Below are 22,329 nucleotides of genomic sequence, written 5' to 3'. Positions count from 1 at the left end.
ATGGCTCAGGACACCCGCACCGTCGGCACGCCGAAGAACGTCACCCAGAACCACACCAAGGGCGGCATCGGCGAGTCCACGCTCCGTCCGGACGGCACCCTCAAGGTCACCGGCGAGTTCGCGTACTCCTCGGACATGTGGCACGAGGACATGCTGTGGGGCCAGACCCTGCGCAGCACCGTCGCCCACGCCGAGATCGTCTCCATCGACATCTCCGAGGCCCTGGCCATGCCGGGCGTCTACTCGGTGCTGACGTACGACGACCTGCCGGCCGAGATGAAGAACTACGGCCTCGAGATCCAGGACACCCCCGTCCTGGCCAACGGCCGGGTACGCCACCACGGTGAGCCGGTCGCCCTCGTGGCCGCCGACCACCCGGAGACCGCCCGCCGCGCGGCCGCCAAGATCAAGATCGACTACCGTGAGCTGCCGCTCGTCACGGACGAGGCCTCCGCCCTCGCCGCCGACGCGCCGCTGATCCACGAGGGCCGCGACGACCACCACTCCGGTCACGTCCCGCACCCGAACATCGTGCACCGCCAGCCGATCATCCGCGGCAACGTGGAGGAGGCCCGCAAGCGGGCCGACGTGATCGTCGAGGGCGAGTACACCTTCGGCATGCAGGACCAGGCCTTCCTCGGCCCGGAGTCCGGTCTCGCGGTGCCTTCCGAGGACGGCGGTGTCGACCTCTACGTCGCCACCCAGTGGCTGCACTCGGACCTCCAGCAGATCGCCCCGGTCCTCGGCCTCCCGCCGGAGAAGGTCCGCATGACGCTCTCGGGCGTCGGCGGTGCCTTCGGTGGCCGCGAGGACATCTCGATGCAGATCCACGCCTGCCTCCTGGCCCTGGCCACGAACAAGCCGGTCAAGATCGTCTACAACCGCTTCGAGTCCTTCTTCGGCCACGTGCACCGTCACCCGGCGAAGCTGTACTACGAGCACGGCGCCACCAAGGACGGCAAGATCACGCACATGAAGTGCAAGATCGTGCTCGACGGCGGTGCCTACGCGTCGGCCTCCCCGGCCGTCGTCGGCAACGCGTCCTCCCTCTCGGTGGGCCCGTACGTCATCGACGACGTGGACATCGAGGCGATCGCGCTCTACACGAACAACCCGCCCTGCGGCGCGATGCGCGGCTTCGGCGCCGTCCAGGCCTGCTTCGCGTACGAGGCCCAGATGGACAAGCTCGCGGCGAAGCTGGGCATGGACCCGGTCGAGTTCCGCCAGCTGAACGCCATGGAGATGGGCACGATCATGCCCACCGGCCAGGTCGTGGACTCCCCGGCCCCGGTCGCCGAGCTGCTGCGCCGGGTCAAGGCCCGCCCGCTGCCGCCGGAGCGCCAGTGGGAGACCGCCGGCGAGAGCGCGGACGTCCGCGCGCTGCCCGGTGGCCTCTCCAACACCACCCACGGCGAGGGCGTCGTCCGCGGCGTCGGCTACGCGGTCGGCATCAAGAACGTCGGCTTCTCCGAGGGCTTCGACGACTACTCGACCGCCCGCGTGCGGCTCGAGGTCATCAACGGCGAGCCCGTCGCGATGGTCCACACGGCCATGGCGGAGGTCGGCCAGGGCGGTGTCACCGTCCACGCGCAGATCGCCCGTACGGAGCTGGGTGTCACGCAGGTGACCATCCACCCGGCCGACACGCAGGTCGGCTCCGCCGGTTCCACGTCCGCCTCCCGGCAGACGTACATGACCGGTGGCGCCGTGAAGAACACCTGTGAGGCCGTCCGCGAGGCCGTCCTCGAGATCGGCCGCCGCAAGAACGGCTCCTACCACCCGGCGTGGGCGACCGCCGAGCTGCTCCTGGAGGGCGGCAAGGTCGTCACCGACGGCGGCGAGGTGCTCGCGGAGCTGGCGGACATCCTGGAGGGCGAGGACGCGATCGACCTCGAACTCGAGTTCCGTCACCGCCCGACCGTCGCGTTCGACCTGAAGACCGGCCAGGGCGACGGCCACGTCCAGTACACCTTCGCCGCGCACCGCGCGGTCGTCGAGGTGGACACCGAGCTCGGCCTCGTCAAGGTCGTCGAGCTGGCGACCGCCCAGGACGTCGGCAAGGCGCTGAACATGCTCTCCGTGGTGGGCCAGATCCAGGGTGGTACCACCCAGGGTCTCGGCGTGGCGGTCATGGAAGAGATCATCGTGGACCCGAAGACCGCGAAGGTGCGCAACCCCTCCTTCACGGACTACCTGATCCCGACCATCCTGGACACCCCGACCATCCCGGTCGACGTCCTGGAGCTGGCCGACCCGAACGCGCCGTACGGCCTTCGCGGTCTCGGCGAGGCCCCGACCCTGTCGTCCACCCCGGCCGTCCTCGCGGCGATCCGGCAGGCGACCGGTCTGGAGCTCAACAAGACGCCGATCCGTCCGGAAGCCCTCACCGGGACCCTTTAAGGACGCAGTGGTCCGGGGGCCGCGAGGCCCCCGGACCGCACCCCTCGGATTTCCGGGCGGTGTGACTCGGGAACGTCACACTTCACGCCGCACCGCCCGGAGCACGAAGTACGCAGTACCGCACCGCTCGCGGTCCTCGTCACTTGGCAGAACCCCTGCAAAACCCCCACGTAGTACCAGCGGTCACCCCCGCACTACCCGCAGTACACGCAGTGCACATTCGCGTCGCCTCGGGCCGTCACCCCGGGTCGTGCAGCCAACGCAGTTTCCCAAATCCCGTGTCTCCAATCTTCATGCGGGTGCCCCTTTGAACCTTGGGAGTTAGGCACCATGACCCAGTCTTCCGTAGAGCCCAAGACCACAGCGGAGGAGGCCGGCGACGGCACTCTGAACCCCGCTGGGCGTTCTTGGCTCGACCGTTACTTCCACATCACCCACAGAGGGTCGAACGTAGGCAATGAGATTCGTGGCGGCGTCACGACCTTCATGGCCATGGCGTACATCCTCCTGCTCAACCCGCTGATCCTCTCCGGCAAGGACGTCGCCGGGGACACGATGAGCCAGAAGGCCCTGATCACGGCCACCGCCTTCGCGGCGGCCCTGACCACCCTCCTGATGGGCTTCATCGGCAAGGTCCCGCTGGTCCTCGCCGCCGGCCTGTCCGTCTCCGGCGTCCTGGCCTCGCAGGTCGCCCCGCAGATGACCTGGCCGCAGGCCATGGGCATGTGCGTCATGTACGGCGTCGTGATCTGTCTCCTGGTCGTCACCGGCCTCCGCGAGATGATCATGAACGCGATCCCCCTCGCGCTCAAGCACGCGATCACCATGGGCATCGGCATGTTCGTCGCCCTGATCGGTCTCGTGAAGGCCGGCTTCGTCGGCAAGGGCCCCGAGTTCGGTCCCCCGGTCCAGCTCGGTTCGGTCGGCGAGCTCGCCGGCTGGCCGGTCCTGCTCTTCTGCGTCACCCTGCTGGGCATCTTCATGCTCCAGGCCCGCAAGATCCCCGGCGCCATCCTGATCGGCATCGTCGGCGGCACCGTCCTCGCGGCGATCCTGAACGCGGTCCTGGACATCGACCCGAAGGCCTGGAAGAACGGTCCGCCGACCCTCGAGGGTTCCGCGATCTCGATGCCGGACTTCTCGCTCTTCGGCAAGGTCGAGTTCGGCGGCTGGGGCGACGTCGGCGTCATGACGGTCGGCATGATCGTCTTCACGCTGGTGCTCGCCGGCTTCTTCGACGCGATGGCCACCATCATCGGCGTCGGTACCGAGGCCAAGCTGGCCGACGACAAGGGCCGCATGCCGGGCCTGTCCAAGGCGCTGTTCATCGACGGTGCCGGTGGCGCCATCGGCGGCATCGCCGGCGGCTCCGGCCAGACGGTCTTCGTCGAGTCCGCCACCGGCGTGGGCGAGGGTGCCCGCACGGGTCTCGCCTCCGTCGTCAGCGGTCTGCTCTTCGCCGCCTGCCTCTTCTTCACCCCGATCACCCAGGTCGTCCCGGGTGAGGTCGCCTCCGCGGCCCTGGTGATCATCGGCGCGATGATGATGCAGAACGCCCGCCACGTGGACTGGGCCGACGCCGCGACCGCCATCCCGGTCTTCCTGACCGTGGTGATCATGCCCTTCACCTACTCGATCACCCCCGGTGTCGCCGCCGGTGTGATCGCCTACGTGGCCATCAAGGTCGCGCAGGGCAAGGCCCGTGAGATCGGCGCCTTCATGTGGGTCCTGACCGGTGTCTTCCTGGTCTTCTTCGCCCTCCACCCGATCGAGGCGTGGCTCGGCGTGAAGTAGTAAGTCACGTGGACGGCGCCTGACCCTCCACGCATCCGATACTGGAATCCGAAACCTCTCCGAGGAGGCCGCACATGCTGGACATCGCCGAAGAACTGAACCGGTGGGTCGAGCAGGGACGTGACTTCGCCGTCGCCACCGTGGTGGCGGTCGGCGGGAGCGCTCCCCGGCAGCCCGGAGCGGCGCTCGCCGTCGACGGCGAGGGCACGGCCATCGGTTCGGTCTCCGGCGGATGCGTGGAGGGCGCGGTGTACGAGCTGTGCCGGCAGGCGATCGAGGACGGCGAGACCGTCCAGGAGCGCTTCGGCTACAGCGACGACGATGCCTTCGCCGTGGGTCTGACCTGCGGCGGGATCATCGACATCCTGGTCACCCCGGTTCCCGTGGGCTCCCCCCTGCGGGAGGTGTTCGCCACCGCGCTGCGTTCCGCCGCGCAGGGCGAGGCCGCCGCGCTGGCCCGGATCGCCGAAGGCCCGGCCGAGCTGATGGGCCGCGCCCTCGTGGTCGGCCCCGACGGCTCCTTCGAGGGAGGCTTCGGCGGCCACCCCGAGCTGGACCGCACCCTCGCCGAAGAGGCCCGCGCCATGCTCGACGCCGGCAGGACCGGCGTGCTGGAGATCGGTGCCGACGGCCGGCTCTGCGGAGAGCCGCTCAAGGTCCTGGTCGAGTCCAGCGTCCCGCCCCCGCGGATGATCGTCTTCGGTGCCATCGACTTCGCCTCCGCCCTGGTGCGGATCGGCAAGTTCCTCGGCTACCACGTGACGCTGTGCGACGCGCGGCCCGTCTTCGCCACGAAGAAGCGTTTCCCCGAGGCCGACGAGATCGTGGTCGACTGGCCGCACCGCTACCTGGAGACCGCCCAGGTCGACGGCCGGACCGTGCTCTGCGTCCTCACCCACGACGCCAAGTTCGACGTGCCGCTCCTCGAACTGGCCCTCAAGCTCCCCGTCGCCTACGTCGGCGCCATGGGCTCCCGCCGAACCCACGAGGACCGCAACAAGCGGCTCCGCGAGGTCGGCGTGACGGAGCTCGAACTGGCCCGGCTGCGCTCCCCGATCGGTCTGGACCTCGGCGCCCGCTCCCCGGAGGAGACCGCCCTGTCCATCGCCGCCGAGATCGTCGCGAACCGCCGCGGAGGCAGCGGCGCCGCCCTCACCGGCGCGCACATCCCGATCCACCACGACACCTCGAACACGGTGATCGGCAGGATCGGCTCGGTCGCCTGAAGGGGCGACCCCCTGACCTGAATGAAGGCGCGACCCTCCCGGGGGTTGCGCCTTCCGCATGTCCCGCCTATTTTACCGGCCGGTAACAGCGCTTCCCCGTATCGGAGTTGAGCGGATGTCCCGGACCGGCCACACCCCCGCACGCGCCCTCCGCCTGACGTGCGCCCTGGCGCTCGCGGGCCTCGCCGCCGCCCTCGGCCCCGCCTCGCAGGCCGCGACCCCGCCGGACGGCGGCCTGCGCGAGGTGCTCTTCGTCGGCAACAACTGGGAGGGCACCGCCGACGTCCTCGCCTCCACCGGCGACCTCGCCCGCGTGGGCCGCGTCAACGTCGTCCCCGACAAGGAGGAACGGCTCCGCGAGATCTACCTCAACCCGGTCAAGCTCGGCTTCTTCCTCGGCGTCCGGGCCACGGCGGGCGAGGGCCACGACCAGTTCGTCGACGACATGTACACCACCCCCGACGGCTCCGCCGTCGTGGTCTCCCGCCCCAGCTTCGCCGACGTCGTCTCCATCGACCTCCGCACCGGGCGGATCAACTGGCGCTTCCCGGTCGCCGGTTACCGCTCCGACCACATGGCCGTCTCGCCCGACGGCACCCGCGTCGCCGTCTCCGCCTCCACCGCGAACACCGTCCACGTCCTCGACATCGCCACCGGCCGGCAGACCGGATCCTTCACCACCGGCGACAAACCGCACGAGAACACCTTCACCGACGGCGGCCGCCACCTCTGGAACAGCGCCATCGGCGACGTCACCTCCGCCCTCGACGCGCCCTGGCTCGACTGGACCAAGGGCGACCGGAAGATCACCGTCGTCGACACCGGGACCTTCCGCACCGTCCGCGTCATCGACATGCGCGAACGCCTCGACGCCTTCGGCCGGGGCGACCTCTCCGACGCCGTACGGCCGGTCTCCTTCAGCCCCGACGAGTCGAAGCTCTACTTCCAGGTCTCCTTCTTCAACGGGTTCGTCGAGTACGACGTCCCCTCCGACCGCATCACCCGCGTCAAGACCCTCCCCGAGAACCCCGCCACCCCCGCCGACCGCACCAAGTGGGTCAACGACTCCCGCCACCACGGCATGTCCATGAGCCCCGACGGGAGCAAGCTCTGCGTCGCCGGCACCATGGACGACTACGCGACCGTCGTCGACCGCGCCACCCTCGCCGAAGGGCCCCTCGTCCCCGCCGCCAAGCCCTACTGGGCCACCGTCAACGGCGACGGAACCGCCTGCGTCATCTCCGAGAGCGGCGCCGACCGGGTCACCGCCATCGACTTCGCCACCGGGACCAAGCGCGTCTCCGTCCCCGTCGGCGACCACCCCCAACGGGTACGAATCGGTCACGTCCCGGCCGGCTGGAGCGGCCCCGGCAGCCGCTGAAGGCCCGTGGCCACCGGCCCGGAAACCGGCCGGACCCGGCAACGGGACCGGCCGGACGGGCAGATCCGGCCAATATGGTGTGAGCAGTCCGCGATGACCGATTAGTCTCCGGATCATGGTGGACATCCGCGAGGTACCCGAAGCCGACATCGACCGCGCTCAGGAGCTCGCCTACCTGGTCTTCCACGACCGCCCGGAACCGGAGACGCGCGAGCGGCACCACTCCCTGCTCACCCGCTGCGCCCGCCTCGGCGCCTACGAGGGCGAAGCCCTGGTCGGCTTCATGGCCGCCCACCCCTTCCGCCTCTCCGTCCCCGGCGGCACCGACCTCACCTGCCCCGGCCTCACCTTCGTCTCCGTCGCCCCCACCCACCGCCGCCGGGGCGTCCTGACCGCCCTCATGGACGAACAACTGCGCCGCGCCGGAGCCGACGGCAGCCCCCTCGCCGTCCTGTGGGCCTCCGAGGCCGCCATCTACGGCCGCTTCGGCTACGGCCCCGCCACCCAGGGCGCCACCATCGAGATCGACTCCACCCGCCCCCTGGCCCTGCGCATCGCCCCCGACCCCCGCCCGCTGCGGCTGGTCGACCCGGAAGAGGCCCTCACCGTCATCGCCCCCTTCCACGAGGCCGCCCGGAGGACCCGGGCCGGCCGGCCGAGCCGGAGCGCGGAACGCTGGACCGGGGAATGGCTCTGCGAACAGGACGAGGAGGACGAGGAACTCGGCCCGCCCAGGATCATCGCCCTCGGGGAACCGGGGGAACCCGTGGCGGGCTACGTCCTCTACCGCACCAAGCACGAGGACGACGCGGCGCCGCCCGCCCGCAGCCCCGGCCTCGTCCGCGTCGACGAACTGGAGGCCGAGACCCCGGCCGTCGCCGCCGCGCTGTGGCAGTGCCTGGCCTCCCTCGACCTCACCGGCAAGGTGTCCGCGTGGGGCCGCCCCCTGGACGACCCGCTGCTGCACTTCGCCGCCGACCGGGACCAGGTCAGGGTCACCGCCCAGTACCCGGCGCTGTGGCTGCGGCTGGTCGACGTACGGACGGCGCTGACCGGGCGGGCGTGGGCCGCGCCCGTGGAACTCGTACTCGAACTGTCCGACGTGCGCCTGCCCGCGAACGCCGGCCGGTACCGCCTCAAGGCCGGGCCCGGCGGGGCGACGTACGAGACCGCCCGCGCCGAACCCGACCTGTCCCTGGACGTACGGGAGCTGGCCGCCTGCTACCTGGGCGGGACCCGGGTGGAGGAGCTCGTCGCCGCCGGGCTGGTCGCCGAGCACAGGCCCGGCGCGGCGGCCGCCCTCGACGCGGCGCTGCGCACCGGCCCGCTGCCGCACACGTCCGACGAGTTCTGACGCCCCGGGATCCGTGCCGCCGCCATGCCGAAGCCGCTGCCCAGCACGGCGGTGGACAGGGCGTCGGCCGGCTGGTGGAGGTCCTCGTCGCGGTAGCGGCGGGTCGTCCGGTGCCAGTGCAGGACCCCGGAAAGCCAGTCCCGGAGCCCGCCGACGTACGCGTCGAGCCCGGCCCGCGCCCCGGCGTCGAGCCGCCGGTCGTCGCAGAACACGGGCAGCCGGTCGGCGGCGATGTGCTCGAACTCCTCGACGCGCCGCTCCAGCAGGGAGTGGCAGATGTGCAGGGCCTCGGGGTAGCCGATGTCGAAGAAGTTCCGCGTGACGAGGACGTGGTTGTGCACCTCGCCCTCGAACTCGATCTCCTTGCGGTAGGAGAAGATGTCGTTCACGAGACAGCCGGCGTCGGCCGCCGCGTTCTCCAGCGACCGGATGGTGCCGGACCGGTAGACCTCGTCGGGGATGCCACGTCCCTCCTGCCCCAGGCGGCACATGTACATGGTCATCCGGGAGCCGAAAGTGAGCCGGCGCATCTCGGCGTAGTCCACCGGGTCCGGGACACGGCTGTGGAACCGGTTCTCCACCTCCCACACCCAGCTCTCCAGCATCTCGACCATCGTCGCCCGGAACTCGGCGCGGGTGGCCGCGCCCATGCCGGGGACGGTGCGCGCCCACAGGTCGGCGAGGGACCGCTCCAGCACGGTCACCGGCGCCGGCACTGCTCCGCCGGCCTCCGGCGGCATCATCGCGACCAGCCGTGCCGTGGCCGCCCTGGCGGCCGCGATGTCCCCGGTCCGCCCGAACACCACGGGGTAGTAGTCGTCCGCGTACGTCCCCCAGGTCAGCCAGCAGGCGCTGAGCAGCAGCTCGTCGGCGGTCGCGGCGGGGGCGATGGCGGCCGAGCAGAGCGCGAAGTCGTACCCGGCCACCTTCCGTTCGTCCCAGATCGCGGACCCCGGGTCCCCGGGCTGGGCCTCCAGCAGCCCCATCCGCCGCGACCACGACAGCGAACCCTCGCGGGCGTGCTCCAGGTGCGGGCTCAGGCGCAGCTCGTAGGGCATGCGGATGTCGGGGAGGAGCAGCGGGCCGGTCTGCTGGTGGGGGACGTGGCCGAAGGACCGGCGGCGCAGTTCCATCGAGCGGCGGGTGAAGGCGGAGCGCAGGTCGAAGGTGCTGGTGCCGGGCTCCGAGGGGAGGAGGGACGGGGCCGGGCGGCGGGCGGCGGCCTCCTCGTTCATGTAGCGGCTGGAGGCCATGTGCCATTCGTGGCCGCCGGACTGCCAGTCCTGCAGCCCCTTGGTGTAGGCGAGCACGGCGGCGATCTCGCCCGGGGTCAGGGCGCGTTCGGCGAAGAGGCGGGGGAGTTCGGTGAGCGCGGTCTGCTCGAACTGCTGGAGGCGTGAGGTGACGAGGTCGTTTGAGATCTCGGCGGCCTGCTGGGTGGTGCACCCGAGGAAGGTCTCCAGCACCAGGACGGCGTTGGAGAGTTCGCCCTCGTCCTCCACCTCGCGCTGGTAGGAGAAGATGTCGTTCCGGACGTGCACCGCGTCCGAGAAGGCGTCGCGCAGGACGCCCAGCGGCCGCGAGTGCGCCACCCGCGCCGGCACTTCGGCGGCCACGTACTCGACCAGGCCGGCCGACCAGGGCGCGCCGCCGACCTTGCGGCGCATCTCGATGTATTCGAGGGGGTTCGCGACCCGGCCGATGCCGATGTTGGCGAGCTCCCACATGGACTCGTCGAGCAGGTTCTTGGTGGAGAGGGAGAACCGTTCCCGCCAGTCCGCCGACATGGCCGGGACCGTACGCGCCCACAGGTCGGCGAGCCCGGCCTCCACGGGGTTGGTGGGTTCGGGGAAACCTTCCGCCGGGTCCGTCGGCATGAAGGCGGGCAGCCGGTCGAGGTAGGCGCGGGCGCCGGTCCGGTCCTGGGAGCGCTTGAACGTCTCCAGGAAGTGGTCGTCGAAGAAGAAGACCCACACGTACCAGTCGGTGACCAGGGACAGCGCGTCGGCGTCGCAGTCGGGGTGCGTGTACGAGCACAGCAGCGCGTAGTCGTGCGAGTCGAGGTCCGACTCCTCCCAGACCCCGGACCCCTCCAGCATCCCGAAGGACCGGGCCCACCGCTTGCTGCGGGTCCTCGCCTCCTCCAGGTGGGGGTTTAGCCGCGCCGGGTACGGCACGTAGAACTCCGGCAGTCGGAACGGCTGCGTCACTGCGGGGCCGGCCTTTCGTCAAGGTGCGGGGGCACGGCGTTCCGGCCCCCGCACGAGATCAGCACTGCCCTACCCCCGGCGTCGCCCGGACAAGGGGGAGTTCACCGCTTCAGGTGACGGTCGGACTGGTGTGCGGCGGCGGCCCCGCCGGTTTCGGGGGCGCCGAACGGCGGACGGCCCGGCCCCGCACCCCCGTCGACGAGGGGGGCGGGGCCGGGCCGTCCGGTGTGCCGGGGAGGGGCCGCCTACTCGGCTTCGCCCTCCAGGTTGCCCTCCGTGTCCAGGTAGACCTGGCGCAGGGCCTCCAGGACCTGCGGGTCCGGCTTCTCCCACATGCCGCGCGACTCGGCCTCCAGGAGGCGTTCCGCGATGCCGTGCAGGGCCCAGGGGTTGGCCTCTTCCAGGAAGGCGCGGTTGGCCGGGTCGAGGACGTACGTCTCGGTGAGCTTGTCGTACATCCAGTCCGCGACCACGCCCGTCGTGGCGTCGTAGCCGAAGAGGTAGTCGACCGTCGCCGCCAGTTCGAAGGCGCCCTTGTAGCCGTGGCGGCGCATCGCCTCGATCCACTTGGGGTTGACCACGCGGGCCCGGAAGACGCGGGAGGTCTCCTCGACCAGGGTGCGGGTCTTGACCGTCTCCGGGCGGGTGGAGTCGCCGATGTACGCCTCGGGAGCCGTGCCGCGCAGGGCGCGGACGGTGGCCACCATGCCGCCGTGGTACTGGAAGTAGTCGTCGGAGTCGGCGATGTCGTGCTCGCGGGTGTCCGTGTTCTTCGCGGCGACCGTGATGCGCTTGTACGCGGTCTCCATCTCGGTGCGCGCCGGACGGCCCTCCAGGCCGCGGCCGTACGCGTAGCCGCCCCAGACCGTGTAGACCTCCGCCAGGTCGGCGTCCGTGCGCCAGTCGCGGGAGTCGATCAGCTGGAGGATGCCCGCCCCGTAGGTGCCCGGACGGGAGCCGAAGATGCGGGTGGTGGCCTTGCGCTCGTCGCCGTGCACGGCCAGGTCCGCCTGGGCGTGCGCCCGGACGTAGTTGTCCGCCTCGGGCTCGTCCAGCGAGGCCGCCAGCCGGACCGCGTCGTCCAGGAGGCCGATGACGTGCGGGAACGCGTCGCGGAAGAAGCCCGAGATGCGCAGGGTCACGTCGATGCGGGGGCGCCCGAGCTCGGCCGGGGGGATCGCCTCGATGCCGGTGACGCGGCGCGAGGCCTCGTCCCAGACCGGGCGGACGCCGAGCAGGGCGAGGGCCTCGGCCACGTCGTCGCCGGCCGTGCGCATCGCGCTCGTGCCCCACAGGGACAGGCCCACCGAGGCCGGCCACTCGTCGTCGTGGTCGGCGCGGTAGCGGGCGAGGAGCGAGTCCGCGAGGGCCTGGCCCGTCTCCCAGGCCAGCCGGGAGGGCACGGCCTTCGGGTCGACCGAGTAGAAGTTGCGGCCCGTCGGGAGGACGTTGACCAGGCCGCGCAGCGGGGAGCCCGACGGGCCGGCCGGGACGAACCCGCCGTCGAGGGCGCGGACGACGTGGGCGATCTCGTCCGTGGTGCCGGCCAGGCGGGGGACGACCTCGTCGGCCGCGAAGGCCAGCACGTCGGCGACCTCGGCGGGGTGCCCGGCCGCGACCGGGGCGACCGCGTCGCGGGACCAGTCCGCGTCCTCCATCGCCTGGACCAGCGCGCGGGCCGTCTCCTCGACCGCGTCCGCGGAGGTGCGCGTCGCCGCCGACTCGTCGAGGCCGAGGGCCTCGCGCAGGCCGGGCAGGGCGGCGGTACCGCCCCAGATCTGACGGGCTCGGAGGATCGAGAGGACCAGGTTCACCCGGGCCTCACCGGTCGGGGCGCCGCCGAGGACGTGCAGGCCGTCGCGGATCTGGGCGTCCTTGACCTCGCACAGCCAGCCGTCGACGTGCAGCAGGAAGTCGTCGAAGCCGTCGTCGTCCGGGCGCTCGTCCAGGCCCAGGTCGTGGTCGAGCTTCGCCGCCTGGATCAGCGTCCAGATCTGGGCGCGGATCGCCGGGAGCTTCGACGGGTCCATGGAGCTGATCTGGGCGTACTCGTCCAGGTGCTGCTCCAGGCGCGCGATGTCGCCGTACGACTCCGCGCGGGCCATCGGCGGCACCAGGTGGTCGACGAGGGTCGCGTGCACGCGGCGCTTGGCCTGCGTGCCCTCACCCGGGTCGTTCACCAGGAACGGGTAGACGAGGGGCAGGTCGCCGAGGGCCGCGTCCGGGGCGCAGGACGCCGAGAGGCCCGCGTTCTTGCCCGGCAGCCACTCCAGGTTGCCGTGCTTGCCGAGGTGGATCATCGCGTCGGCGCCGAAGCCGCCGTCCTCGGCCGCCGCCTGGATCCAGCGGTACGCCGCCAGGTAGTGGTGCGAGGGCGGCAGGTCCGGGTCGTGGTAGATCGCGATCGGGTTCTCGCCGAAGCCGCGCGGCGGCTGGATGAGGATGAGCAGGTTCCCGCGGCGCAGGGCCGCGAGGACGATGTCGCCGTCCGGGTTCGAGGAACGGTCCACGAACATGTTGCCCGGGGCCTCGCCCCAGTGCTCCTCGACGCTCTCGCGGAGGTCCGCGGGCAGCTCGGCGAACCAGCGCCGGTAGTCGGCGGCCGGGATGCGGACCGGGTTGCGGGCCAGCTGCTCCTCGGTCAGCCAGTCCTGGTCGTGGCCGCCGGCCTCGATCAGGGCGCGGATCAGCTCGTCGCCGTCGCCGGAGACCAGACCGGGGATCTCCGCCGTGGGGCCGAAGTCGTAGCCCTGCGCGATCAGGGTGCGCAGCAGCTCGACGGCGCTGGCCGGGGTGTCCAGGCCGACGGCGTTGCCGATGCGGGAGTGCTTGGTCGGGTACGCGGACAGGACGAGGGCGATCTTCTTGTCGCGGCGCTCGATGTGGCGCAGGCGGGCGTGGCGCACCGCGATGCCGGCGACGCGGGCGGCCCGCTCGGGGTCGGCCACGTACGCGGGCAGGCCGTCCTCGTCGATCTCCTTGAAGGAGAACGGGACGGTGATCAGACGGCCGTCGAACTCCGGGACGGCGACCTGGGTGGCGGCGTCGAGCGGCGACAGGCCCTCGTCGTTCTCCTCCCAGTTGCCCCGCGAGCCCGTCAGGCAGAGCGCCTGGAGGATCGGCACGCCCAGCCCGGCCAGCGCGCCCGCGTCCCAGGACTCGTCGTCCCCGCCGGCGGAGGCGGTGGCGGGACGGGTGCCGCCTGCGGCCAGCACCGTGGTGACGATCGCGTCGGCGGAGGACAGGGCCTGGAGGAGCTCCGGCTCCGGGGTGCGCAGGGAGGACACGTAGAGGGGGAGCGGCTGCCCGCCCTTGGCCTCGATGGCGTCGCAGAGGGCGTGCACGAAGGAGGTGTTGCCGCTCATCTGGTGCGCGCGGTAGTACAGCACCGCGACCTGCGGGCCGGAGGCCTGCGCGGGGGTCCGCTCCAGGGCGCCCCAGGTGGGGGAGGCGGCGGCGGGCTCGAAGCCGTGGCCGGTGAGGAGCACGGTGTCGGAGAGGAAGCGGGCCAGCTGGTCGAGGTTGGCCGGGCCGCCGTGCGCGAGGTAGCGGTGTGCCTCGGCCGCGATGCCGATCGGGACCGTGGAGGCCTCCATCAGCTGCGCGTCGGGGGCCTGTTCGCCGGTCAGCACGACCACCGGGCGGGTCTGGCCGGCGGCGAGGAGCACGTCGAGGCCCTCCTGCCAGGCGCGGAGCCCGCCGAGGAGGCGTACGACGACCAGCCCGACCCCGTCGAGCATGCCGGGCAGGTCGTCCAGGGGGAGGCGGGAGGGGTTCGCGAACCGGTACGGCACGGGGCCGCCGCCGACGTTCGCGGCGCGGGCGCTGAGCAGATCGGTGTCGGACGTCGACAGCAGCAGGATCATGCGGCGGCAGGCCTTCCTCGGGGTTTCCGCGCCCCGGGCAGTGAGGACGGCGGGAGTTCCTGACTCACCCGGCCGATCGCTCCGCGGGGTTCACAGTGGCGGGACCGCGCCGGAATCGCACCGGGCTTCCTCCCATGTCGCCGTCCTCGGCGATGACGGGCCGAACGGTCCGTCGGAAGGTCATCTTAGGGGGCCTTTCCCCTGGCCGGGAGTGGGGGTGGGCGGGGTGGTGCCGCTGGGGCGGGTGGGGTGTCGCTGCGCGGCTTGCTCCCCGCCCCGCCCTTCGCCCCTTCCCCCGGGGCTCCGCCCCGGACCCGCTCCGGGGCCGCGCTCCGGGCCCGTGCCCCGGGCCCGCGTCGGGCTGTGGCGCCGGGCCCCGTCGGGGCTGCGGCCCGGGTCCGGTCGGGGCGCCGGTGTTCCGGGTGCTGGTAGTGGGGCGGGGGCAGCCGGGCGGGGTGGATCCGCTGGTTGGGGTGGTGACGGACACAGGTCCGGGGTGGGGAATCGTGGGTATGCTCGCGGCCATGCCCCAGCCCCCCTCCGCCGCATCGCGGGACAAACCCGCCATACGCGACCGCGGCGACGCCTGCCCCGGCGCGCTGCGGCTGCATGCCGCCGACGACGGGTACCTGGCGCGCGTCCGGATCCCCGGCGGGCTGCTCACCACCGCCCAGGCCTCCGTGCTCGGGCTCGCCGCGGACCGGTTCGGGGACGGGCACCTGGAACTCACCTCGCGCGGCAACGTCCAGCTGCGCGGCCTCGCCGACGGCTGCGGCGCCGGCCTCGCCGAGCTGCTCGACGGCGCCGGGCTACTGCCCGCGCCCGGACACGAGCGGGTCCGCAACGTCGTGGCCTCCCCGCTGGGCGGGCCCCGCCTCGTGGACCGGGTCCGGGAGCTCGACCGGCTCCTGTGCGGCAGCGCCCGCGCGACGGGCCTGTCCGGACGGTTCCTGTTCGCCCTCGACGACGGGCGCGGGGACGTTGCCGCCCTCGACCCCGACGTGACCCTGCTCGGCGGCGGTGACCGGGTGCTGGTGCGGCTCGGAGCCGCGGCCGGGGCCGTGGAGGTGGCCGCGGCCGACGCGCCCCGGGCGGCCCTGCTGGCCGCCGAGTACTTCCTCGACGCCGCCGACGCGGCCGGGACGCGGGCCTGGCGGGTCGCCGAGCTGCCCGACGGACACGCCCTGGACGGCGGGGAGTTCGCCCGGCGGCTGGCCGCCGCCGGGGTCGGCGCCGAGCGCCTGCCCGAGGTGGCGTGGCCGTACGCGGAACCGGCCCGGCCCGGGGTGCACGGCGACGCGCTGTGCGTGCTGCCCCCGCTCGGCCGGCTCGGCTCCGCCCAGTGGCGGCTGCTGGCCGAGGTCGCCGAAGCCGCCGGCGGAGGGCTGCGCGTCACCCCGTGGCGCAGTGTCGTCCTGCCGGGCGCGGGGACCCCGGGGCCCGTCGACGGCGCCGCCCGGCTGGCGGAGGCCGGACTGGTGACCCGCCCCGGTGAACCCTGGCAGACCGTCACCGCCTGTACGGGAAAGCCCGGTTGCGCCAAGTCCCTCGCGGACGTGCGCGCCGACGCGCGTGCCGTCGTAACGAAGGACGGTGCCGCGGTCGCGCTGCCCGTGCACTGGTCCGGCTGCGCCCGACGGTGCGGGCACCCGCGCGGCACCGCCTGGCTGGACCTCGTCGCCACCCCCGACGGGTACGAACTCGACGGCCGGCCCACCCCCTTCGCAGACCTGGCGGCCGCCCTCACGGCCGCACGCACCACCACAACACCCGCATCGCAGTGAAGAAATGAGCGAGTACACCGTGTTCGAGTACGAGAAGGACGGCGCCGCGATCTACCGCCAGTCCTTTGCCACGATCCGCGCCGAGGCGGACCTCTCCGGGCTGCCCGCCTCGGTCGCCCAGGTCGCGGTGCGCATGATTCACGCCTGTGGCATGACCGACCTCCCCCAGGACCTCGGCTACACCCCCGACGTCGTCCTGCGGGCCCGTGCCGCCCTGCACGCCGGCGCCCCGATCCTGTGCGACGTCCAGATGGTCGCAAGCGGCGTCACCCGCAAGCGGCTGCCCGCCGGCAACGAGGTGGTCTGCACCCTCTCCGACCCGGCCGTGCCCGCCCTCGCCGCGAAGATGGGCACCACGCGCAGCGCCGCCGCCCTTGAGGTCTGGCGCGACCGGGGCCTGCTGGAGAACTCCGTGATCGCCGTCGGCAACGCGCCGACCGCCCTGTTCCGGCTGCTGGAGATGATCGAGGAGGGCGCGCCGCGCCCCGCCGCCGTCATCGGCGTGCCCGTGGGCTTCATCGGCGCCGCCGAGTCCAAGGACGCCCTCGCCGCCCACCCCTCCGGCCTCGACCACCTGATCGTGCGGGGCCGGCGCGGCGGCAGCGCCATCGCGGCCGCCGCGATCAACGCGATCGCGAGCGAGGAAGAATGAGCGACCGTCAGGACCAGGACCCCAGGGGCAAGCTCTACGGTGTCGGGCTCGGCCCCGGCGACCCCTCCCTGATGACCCTGCGGGCCGTCGAGGTGATCGCCGAGGCGGACGTCGTCGCCTACCACAGCGCCCGCCACGGCCGCTCCATCGCCCGCTCGATCGCCGCGAAGCACCTGCGCTCCGACCACGTCGAGGAACCGCTGGTCTATCCGGTCACCACCGAGACCACCGACCACCCCGGCGGCTACCAGGGCGCCATGGAGGAGTTCTACGAGGCCTCCGCCGCCCGGCTGGCCGCCCACCTGGACGCCGGCCGCACCGTCGCCGTCCTCGCGGAGGGCGACCCGCTCTTCTACGGCTCGTACATGCACATGCACAAGCGGCTCGCGGACCGGTACGAGGCCGAGGTGATCCCCGGCGTCACCTCCGTGAGCGCCGCCGCCGCCCGGCTCGGCACCCCGCTCGTGGAGGGCGAGGAGGTGCTGACGATCCTCCCCGGCACCCTGCCCGAGGAGGAGCTCACCGCACGCCTCGCCGCCACCGACTCGGCCGTCGTGATGAAGCTCGGCCGTACCTTCCCCGCCGTCCGGCGGGCGATGGAGGGCAGCGGCCGGCTCGCCGAGGCCCGCTACGTGGAGCGCGCCACGATGGAGGGGGAGCGGACCGGGGTCCTGGCGGACACCGACCCGGACAGCGTCCCGTACTTCGCCGTCGCCGTCGTGCCCAGCCGGATCGGGAATCCGGGCAGCGTGCCCTCCGGCCCCGGCGAGGTCGCGGTCGTCGGCACCGGCCCCGCGGGGCCGCTGTGGCTGACCCCGGAGACCCGGCGGGCGCTGGCCGACGCGGAGGTCCTCGTCGGCTACACCACCTACCTGGACCGGGTCCCGGTCAAGCCGGGCCAGGTGCGGCACGGCTCCGACAACAAGGTGGAGTCCGAGCGGGCCGAGTTCGCCCTCGACCTCGCCCGGCGCGGCAAGCGGGTGGCCGTGGTCTCCGGCGGCGACCCCGGGGTGTTCGCCATGGCCACCGCCGTCCTGGAGGTGGCCGGGCAGGCCCCGTACGAGGACGTCCCCGTACGGGTGCTGCCGGGCGTGACCGCCGCCAACGCGGCGGCCGCCGCGGCCGGGGCCCCGCTGGGCCACGACTACGCCACCATCTCGCTGTCCGACCGGCTCAAGCCGTGGGAGGTCATCGCGGAGCGGCTGCGCGCGGCCGCCGCCGCCGACCTGGTGCTCGCCCTGTACAACCCGGGCTCGCGCAGCCGGACCTGGCAGGTCGCCAAGGCCAAGGACCTGCTGCTGGAGCTGCGCGCCCCGCAGACGCCGGTGGTCGTGGCACGGGACGTGGGCGGCCCGGAGCAGTCGGTGCGGGTGCTGACGCTCGCCGAACTGGAGCCGTCCGAGGTGGACATGCGCACGATCCTGCTCATCGGCTCCTCGCAGACCCAGGTCACGCGCCGGCCCGACGGCTCGCGCGTGACGTGGACGCCGCGCCGCTACGCGTGAGCGGCCGAACACGGGTGCGGCCCCGGGGGAGAACCCCGGGGCCGCACACCGGCCGGGCCGTCAGCAGTTGTCGTACTCGACGCTGAAGCTGACGATGCGCGTGCTGGTGCCCAGGCTGAAGTCCTTCCTGGCCCCCTTGGGTCCGACGCGCGGGCTGCCGACGCTGTAACCGTCCGCCGTCTTGAAGCGGATCCACGGGCAGCGGCCGTCGGCCTTGTCGTCCTGGATCCAGCCCGAGGCGCTGGACCCGTTCCCCGAGTCGCAGACCTGGGCCCAGCCGTGGCCCTCGGCCCGGCTGACGTTGGCGCTCCAGCAGCCGGTGGCACCGCTCGTACTGGCACTCGCGGCCGGGACGGCGAACGCGGACGCCGCGATGACGGACGCGGCGACAACTGCAAATGCGCGCTTGTTCATGTGCTCCCTCTCGTGTGCTGTGCGGAATCACCGGGCATGACGGCGGAACCCGTCGCAGGGGTCGTCGGGAGACGGCCCCTGCGGCGTGGTTCGGCGTGCCGGGTGCGGGTACAGGGGCAGAACCTACGGCAGCGGGGAGCGAGTGGGTATACGAAGAGGCGCCTGTCCGGATCTCTGTCCGGATCCGCGCCGATCGTTTTCGGAAGTGAAGACCCGGCCGGAAAGACGCCTGGACGGGCCGGTTCCGGGGCGGTGGGGACGGCTTCCGCACGGCCCCGTGCGGCTCAGCCGGAGCAGCCCGAGAGGACGTCCGCGCAGCCCTCGACGCCCTGCGGGTCGACCGTGAGCAGCTGCCACGACAGCACCCCGGCCGGCGGCGAGTCGTCCTGCGGCGTGGGCTCGATGTGTGCGGTGAGCGCCGTTCCGGCCGGGAAGTTCAGCCGGGTGACCTCGCCGACCGTGCCGCACGAGACGTCGAAGGAACGGTCCCCGGAGCCGCCCCCGCGCGACAGCACGAGCCTGACCCGGGGGCTCTCCTCGCTGTCGCAGGCGATGTCGAAGCGGTACGGGACCTCCCCGGCGGCCTCCAGGGTCTTGTCCAGGCCGGTGGCGAGGAAGCCGGTCCCCCGCATCGTCACGCGGCCGTCGCCGACCGCCTCGCCGAGGGCCTTGTCGGCCCGCTGGAGGGCGTCGTCGGGCTCCCACATCCGGGGCGTCGCTCCTCGCCCGCCGCTGCCGCACCCGGTGACGAGCGTCGCGGCCGCGAGGACCAGGAGGAAGGAGTGACGTATCCGCATTCCCTCAGCCTAGAGGGTGTGGTGCAGCCCAGAGGGTGTGGCGGGGGCCGCCCCGGCCCTGGTGGAGCCAGTCCAGGACCGCCTCCACCGAGGCGGCCCGCGGCACGTGTTCCGGGACCGGGGGCCGGCGTACGACCAGGACCGGGATCCCCGCCTCGCGGGCCGCGGTGAGCTTGGGGGACGTGGCGTCGCCGCCGCTGTCCTTGGTGACCAGCACGTCGATCCGGTGCCGGGCCAGCAGCTCCCGCTCCTCCGCCAGCCCGAACGGGCCGCGGGCCAGCAGCACTTCCAGGCACGGCGGCACCGGCGCGGCGGGCGGGTCCACCGAACGCACCAGGAACCAGGTGCCGGTCAGGTGCGCGAAGACGTGCAGCCCCATCCGGCCCGTGGTCAGGAACGCCCGGCCGCCGAGCGAGGGCAGCACGGCGGCCGCGTCCGCGAGGGAGTCCGCGAACGTCCAGTCGTCACCGGGTCCCGGCGTCCAGCCCGGCCGGCGCAGCGCCAGCAGCGGCACGCCCGTGAGCTCCCGCGCCCGCGCCGCGTTGAAGCTCATCCGCTCCGCGAACGGGTGGGTGGCGTCGACCACGTGCGTGACGCCGTGGCCGGAGATCCAGCCGGCGAGCCCCTCGGCGCCGCCGAAGCCGCCGATCCGGGTCTCGCCCGGCGGGAGCACGGGCGCCGACACCCGGCCCGCCAGCGAGGTCGTCACCCGGTACGGGGTCTTGCGCGCCAGCGCCTCCGCCAGCCGGCGGGCCTCCGTCGTACCGCCCAGGACCAGGACGTGCCGGCCGCCGGTCGGTGCGGCCGGCTCAGCAGACATGCCGGTCGCGCTCGGGCGAGTACAGGTGGCTGTCGCGGAACTGCTCCGCGCCCAGCGTCCGGCCCACCACGATGACGGCGGTGCGCACCAGCCCGGCCGCCTTCACCTGCGCCGCGATGTCGGACAGGGTCCCGCGCAGGATCAGCTCGTCGGGGCGGCTGGCCATCGCCACCACCGCCACCGGGCACTCGGCGCCGTAGTGCGGCAGCAGTTCGTCCACGACCCGGTCGACGTAGCGGGTGGCCAGGTGCAGCACCAGCAGGGCACCGCTGCGGCCGAGCGTGGCCAGGTCCTCGCCGGGCGGCATCGGCGTGGCCTGCTGGGCGATCCGGGTCAGGATCACGGTCTGGCCGACGGTGGGGACGGTCAGCTCCCGCTTCAGCGCGGCCGCGGCGGCGGCGAACGCCGGTACGCCCGGAACCACTTCGTAGGGGATGCCGGCCGCGTCGAGGCGCCGCATCTGCTCGGCGACGGCGCTGAAGATGGACGGGTCGCCCGAGTGCAGCCGCGCCACGTCCAGGCCCGCGCCGTGGGCCCGTACGCATTCGGCGATGATCTCGTCGAGGTTCAGCTGCGAGGTGTCCACCAGCCGGGCCCCGTCCGGGCATTCGGCGAGCAGCTCGCGCGGGACCAGGCTGCCCGCGTAGAGGCAGACGGGGGCGGCGGCCAGGGTCCGGGCACCGCGCACCGTGATCAGGTCGGCGGCGCCGGGGCCCGCGCCGATGAAGTACACGGTCATCTGAGTCCTTTCGTGGATACCCCCACCTCTAGGTGAGGGAGGAAGTGAAACCCCTGCGGGGCGGGGCAGGGTAAAGCCGGTTCGTCCTCTGGGCGGAACGGCGTTGTCAGTGAGGGCTGTTAGGTTCGGATCATGGCGACGGCAGCGAGGTCCGAGGAGGTGGCCGGGTACGCCCGGTACACGTTTCGGCTGCGCGTGTCATCCGGTGCGCTCGCCGCTCTTGAAGGGGAGTGGGCGCGGTGTCGGTGGGTGTGGAACGAGTGCGTGGCCATATCCCGCAGGGTCCACCTGCAGAGCAAGGAGACCGGCGAGAAGGCGACGTGCGGGCCCGTGCGGCTCGCCGCGATGCTGACGGAGGCCCGGCAGTCGATGACGTGGCTGCGCGAGGGTGCCTGTGTCCCTCAGCAGCAGATCATCCGGGATTTCGGCAAGTCCCGCGCGAAGGCGTTGAAGGACATCAATGCGCGGCTGCCGAGGCGGCAGCGGGCCGGGATGCCGCGTATCAAGCGCAAGCGTGAGGCGCTGCCGACGCTGGAGTACACGCGTCGAGGGTTCCGGATCAAGAGCGGGCGTCTGCACCTGGCGAACGGGATCGCGCTGACGGTGGTGTGGTCGCGGGATCTGCCTTCGACCCCGTCCAGTGTGCGCGTCTACCGGGACAGTCTTGGGCACTGGTACGCGAGCTTCGTCGTCGCCGCCGAGACCGTGCCACTGTCCGCGACCGGCCAGGCGATCGGGATCGACTGGGGCGTGCGCGAGACCGCCACCACCACCTCCGACGCCCACGACCTGCCCCACGACCAGCACGGCAAGACCGCCGAGCAGAAGCTTGCCCGTTATCAGCGGATGATGGCCCGGCGTGCCACGCCGAAGAACAGGCCCGACACCGCCGGCTACCGCGAGGCCCGCAGGGCGGCGGCGAAGGTGTCGAAGAAGATCGCCCGGCAGCGGCAGGACACCGGCCGCAAGTGGGCCAAGACCGTCGTCCGCGACTTCGACCACATCGCGGTGGAGGACTTCCGCCCGAAGTTCCTGGCGAAGACCAGCATGGCCCGCAAGGCGGCCGACGCCGCGATCGGTGCGGTCAAGGCGGCGCTGGTCGAGCAGGCCCGCAAGCACGGCCGTGCCGTGTACCTGGTCCATCCCGCGCACACCACCATGGAGTGCGCACGGTGCGGAGCGAGAACCAAGCACGCGCTACCCCTTTCCGAGAGAACGTATACGTGCACCGCGTGCGGGGCGGTGTCCCCCAGGGACAAGAACTCCGCCCGTGTGATGCTCGTCCGGGCTGGTCTCAACCCGGCTGGTGCTGATCTTGTAAGACCTGCCACCTGCTAGGTGACAGGCGAAGTGAGCCAGGAATCCCCCTCGTCTACGAGGGGGAGAA

General features: G+C 72.7%; 14 protein-coding genes, 1 pseudogene and 1 riboswitch. Of the genes and pseudogenes, 9 read left to right on the top strand and 6 right to left on the bottom strand.

Annotated elements, in window-relative coordinates; translation table 11 throughout:
• The 5 genes from OG553_RS05910 (at position 1) to OG553_RS05890 (ending at position 8,155) form a co-directional block, all read left to right on the top strand.
• Positions 1-2,400: a xanthine dehydrogenase family protein molybdopterin-binding subunit gene (locus tag OG553_RS05910; RefSeq protein ID WP_405977963.1), complete on the top strand. Its 2,400-nt coding sequence runs from the start codon at positions 1-3 to the stop codon at positions 2,398-2,400.
• 330 nt (positions 2,401-2,730) lie between these two features.
• Positions 2,731-4,194, top strand: coding sequence for an NCS2 family permease (locus OG553_RS05905; protein ID WP_405977962.1), 1,464 nt, complete (start codon positions 2,731-2,733; stop codon positions 4,192-4,194).
• A 74-nt stretch (positions 4,195-4,268) separates the two neighbouring features.
• Positions 4,269-5,420 (top strand): XdhC family protein, encoded by a 1,152-nt coding sequence (locus OG553_RS05900; protein WP_405977961.1) that lies wholly within the window; start codon positions 4,269-4,271, stop codon positions 5,418-5,420.
• A 115-nt stretch (positions 5,421-5,535) separates the two neighbouring features.
• Complete coding sequence (locus OG553_RS05895) at positions 5,536-6,801, top strand: YncE family protein (protein WP_405977960.1); 1,266 nt, start codon at positions 5,536-5,538, stop codon at positions 6,799-6,801.
• Between the two features lie 115 nt (positions 6,802-6,916).
• Positions 6,917-8,155: a GNAT family N-acetyltransferase gene (locus OG553_RS05890; protein WP_405977959.1), complete on the top strand. Its 1,239-nt coding sequence runs from the start codon at positions 6,917-6,919 to the stop codon at positions 8,153-8,155.
• Between the two features lie 5 nt (positions 8,156-8,160).
• On the opposite strand, the pseudogene OG553_RS05885 reads toward OG553_RS05890, so the two are convergent.
• Positions 8,161-10,365 (bottom strand): annotated as a pseudogene (locus OG553_RS05885) (germacradienol/geosmin synthase); the annotation flags it as partial.
• A 245-nt stretch (positions 10,366-10,610) separates the two neighbouring features.
• The gene (gene cobN, locus OG553_RS05880; protein ID WP_405977958.1) at positions 10,611-14,231 is read right to left on the bottom strand and encodes a cobaltochelatase subunit CobN; all 3,621 of its coding nucleotides are present in this window, start codon (positions 14,229-14,231) and stop codon (positions 10,611-10,613) included.
• A gap of 30 nt (positions 14,232-14,261) precedes the next feature.
• Positions 14,262-14,420: riboswitch (cobalamin riboswitch) on the bottom strand.
• Positions 14,421-14,743: 323 nt separating this feature from the next.
• Here cobN and OG553_RS05875 point away from each other — a divergent pair.
• The 3 genes from OG553_RS05875 to OG553_RS05865 are packed head-to-tail and all read left to right on the top strand — an operon-like array spanning position 14,744 to position 18,172.
• Positions 14,744-16,015: a cobalamin biosynthesis protein CobG gene (locus tag OG553_RS05875; RefSeq protein ID WP_405982970.1), complete on the top strand. Its 1,272-nt coding sequence runs from the start codon at positions 14,744-14,746 to the stop codon at positions 16,013-16,015.
• Positions 16,016-16,019: 4 nt separating this feature from the next.
• Positions 16,020-16,667 carry a precorrin-8X methylmutase gene (locus OG553_RS05870; RefSeq protein WP_405977957.1) on the top strand — a complete coding sequence of 216 codons (648 nt, stop codon included), beginning with the start codon at positions 16,020-16,022 and terminating at the stop codon, positions 16,665-16,667.
• Positions 16,664-18,172, top strand: a complete 1,509-nt coding sequence (locus OG553_RS05865) for a precorrin-2 C(20)-methyltransferase (protein ID WP_405977956.1) — start codon at positions 16,664-16,666, stop codon at positions 18,170-18,172. The genes OG553_RS05870 and OG553_RS05865 overlap by 4 nt, the downstream gene beginning before the upstream one ends.
• 60 nt (positions 18,173-18,232) lie before the next feature.
• On the opposite strand, the gene OG553_RS05860 is transcribed toward OG553_RS05865, so the two are convergent.
• The 4 genes from OG553_RS05860 to cobM form a co-directional block, all read right to left on the bottom strand.
• On the bottom strand, positions 18,233-18,586 hold the full coding sequence (locus OG553_RS05860; protein ID WP_405977955.1) for a hypothetical protein: 354 nt from the start codon (positions 18,584-18,586) through the stop codon (positions 18,233-18,235).
• 284 nt (positions 18,587-18,870) lie between these two features.
• Positions 18,871-19,383: a hypothetical protein gene (locus tag OG553_RS05855; RefSeq protein WP_405977954.1), complete on the bottom strand. Its 513-nt coding sequence runs from the start codon at positions 19,381-19,383 to the stop codon at positions 18,871-18,873.
• 4 nt (positions 19,384-19,387) lie between these two features.
• The gene (locus tag OG553_RS05850; protein ID WP_405977953.1) at positions 19,388-20,203 is read right to left on the bottom strand and encodes a cobalt-precorrin-6A reductase; all 816 of its coding nucleotides are present in this window, start codon (positions 20,201-20,203) and stop codon (positions 19,388-19,390) included.
• Positions 20,193-20,942 carry a precorrin-4 C(11)-methyltransferase gene (gene cobM / locus OG553_RS05845; protein WP_125603409.1) on the bottom strand — a complete coding sequence of 250 codons (750 nt, stop codon included), beginning with the start codon at positions 20,940-20,942 and terminating at the stop codon, positions 20,193-20,195. Before cobM ends, OG553_RS05850 begins: the two co-directional genes overlap by 11 nt.
• A gap of 132 nt (positions 20,943-21,074) precedes the next feature.
• Between cobM and OG553_RS05840 the strand changes: the two genes are divergently transcribed.
• Complete coding sequence (locus OG553_RS05840; RefSeq protein WP_405977952.1) at positions 21,075-22,280, top strand: RNA-guided endonuclease InsQ/TnpB family protein; 1,206 nt, start codon at positions 21,075-21,077, stop codon at positions 22,278-22,280.
• The last annotated feature ends 49 nt before the right edge of the window (positions 22,281-22,329 follow it).

This window comes from Streptomyces sp. NBC_00158, from assembly GCF_045160885.1.
Lineage (GTDB): Bacteria > Actinomycetota > Actinomycetes > Streptomycetales > Streptomycetaceae > Streptomyces.
The sequence above is the reverse complement of the archived record's forward strand: the minus strand, read 5'-3'. Positions and strand labels throughout refer to the sequence as shown.

Coding starts and splice junctions, on each gene's coding strand:
- OG553_RS05910 (WP_405977963.1), top strand. CDS start 1: ATGGCTCAGGACACCCGCACCGTCGGCACGCCGAAGAACGTCACCCAG.
- OG553_RS05905 (WP_405977962.1), top strand. CDS start 2,731: ATGACCCAGTCTTCCGTAGAGCCCAAGACCACAGCGGAGGAGGCCGGC.
- OG553_RS05900 (WP_405977961.1), top strand. CDS start 4,269: ATGCTGGACATCGCCGAAGAACTGAACCGGTGGGTCGAGCAGGGACGT.
- OG553_RS05895 (WP_405977960.1), top strand. CDS start 5,536: ATGTCCCGGACCGGCCACACCCCCGCACGCGCCCTCCGCCTGACGTGC.
- OG553_RS05890 (WP_405977959.1), top strand. CDS start 6,917: ATGGTGGACATCCGCGAGGTACCCGAAGCCGACATCGACCGCGCTCAG.
- cobN (WP_405977958.1), bottom strand. CDS start 14,231: ATGATCCTGCTGCTGTCGACGTCCGACACCGATCTGCTCAGCGCCCGC.
- OG553_RS05875 (WP_405982970.1), top strand. CDS start 14,744: ATGCTCGCGGCCATGCCCCAGCCCCCCTCCGCCGCATCGCGGGACAAA.
- OG553_RS05870 (WP_405977957.1), top strand. CDS start 16,020: ATGAGCGAGTACACCGTGTTCGAGTACGAGAAGGACGGCGCCGCGATC.
- OG553_RS05865 (WP_405977956.1), top strand. CDS start 16,664: ATGAGCGACCGTCAGGACCAGGACCCCAGGGGCAAGCTCTACGGTGTC.
- OG553_RS05860 (WP_405977955.1), bottom strand. CDS start 18,586: ATGAACAAGCGCGCATTTGCAGTTGTCGCCGCGTCCGTCATCGCGGCG.
- OG553_RS05855 (WP_405977954.1), bottom strand. CDS start 19,383: ATGCGGATACGTCACTCCTTCCTCCTGGTCCTCGCGGCCGCGACGCTC.
- OG553_RS05850 (WP_405977953.1), bottom strand. CDS start 20,203: ATGTCTGCTGAGCCGGCCGCACCGACCGGCGGCCGGCACGTCCTGGTC.
- cobM (WP_125603409.1), bottom strand. CDS start 20,942: ATGACCGTGTACTTCATCGGCGCGGGCCCCGGCGCCGCCGACCTGATC.
- OG553_RS05840 (WP_405977952.1), top strand. CDS start 21,075: ATGGCGACGGCAGCGAGGTCCGAGGAGGTGGCCGGGTACGCCCGGTAC.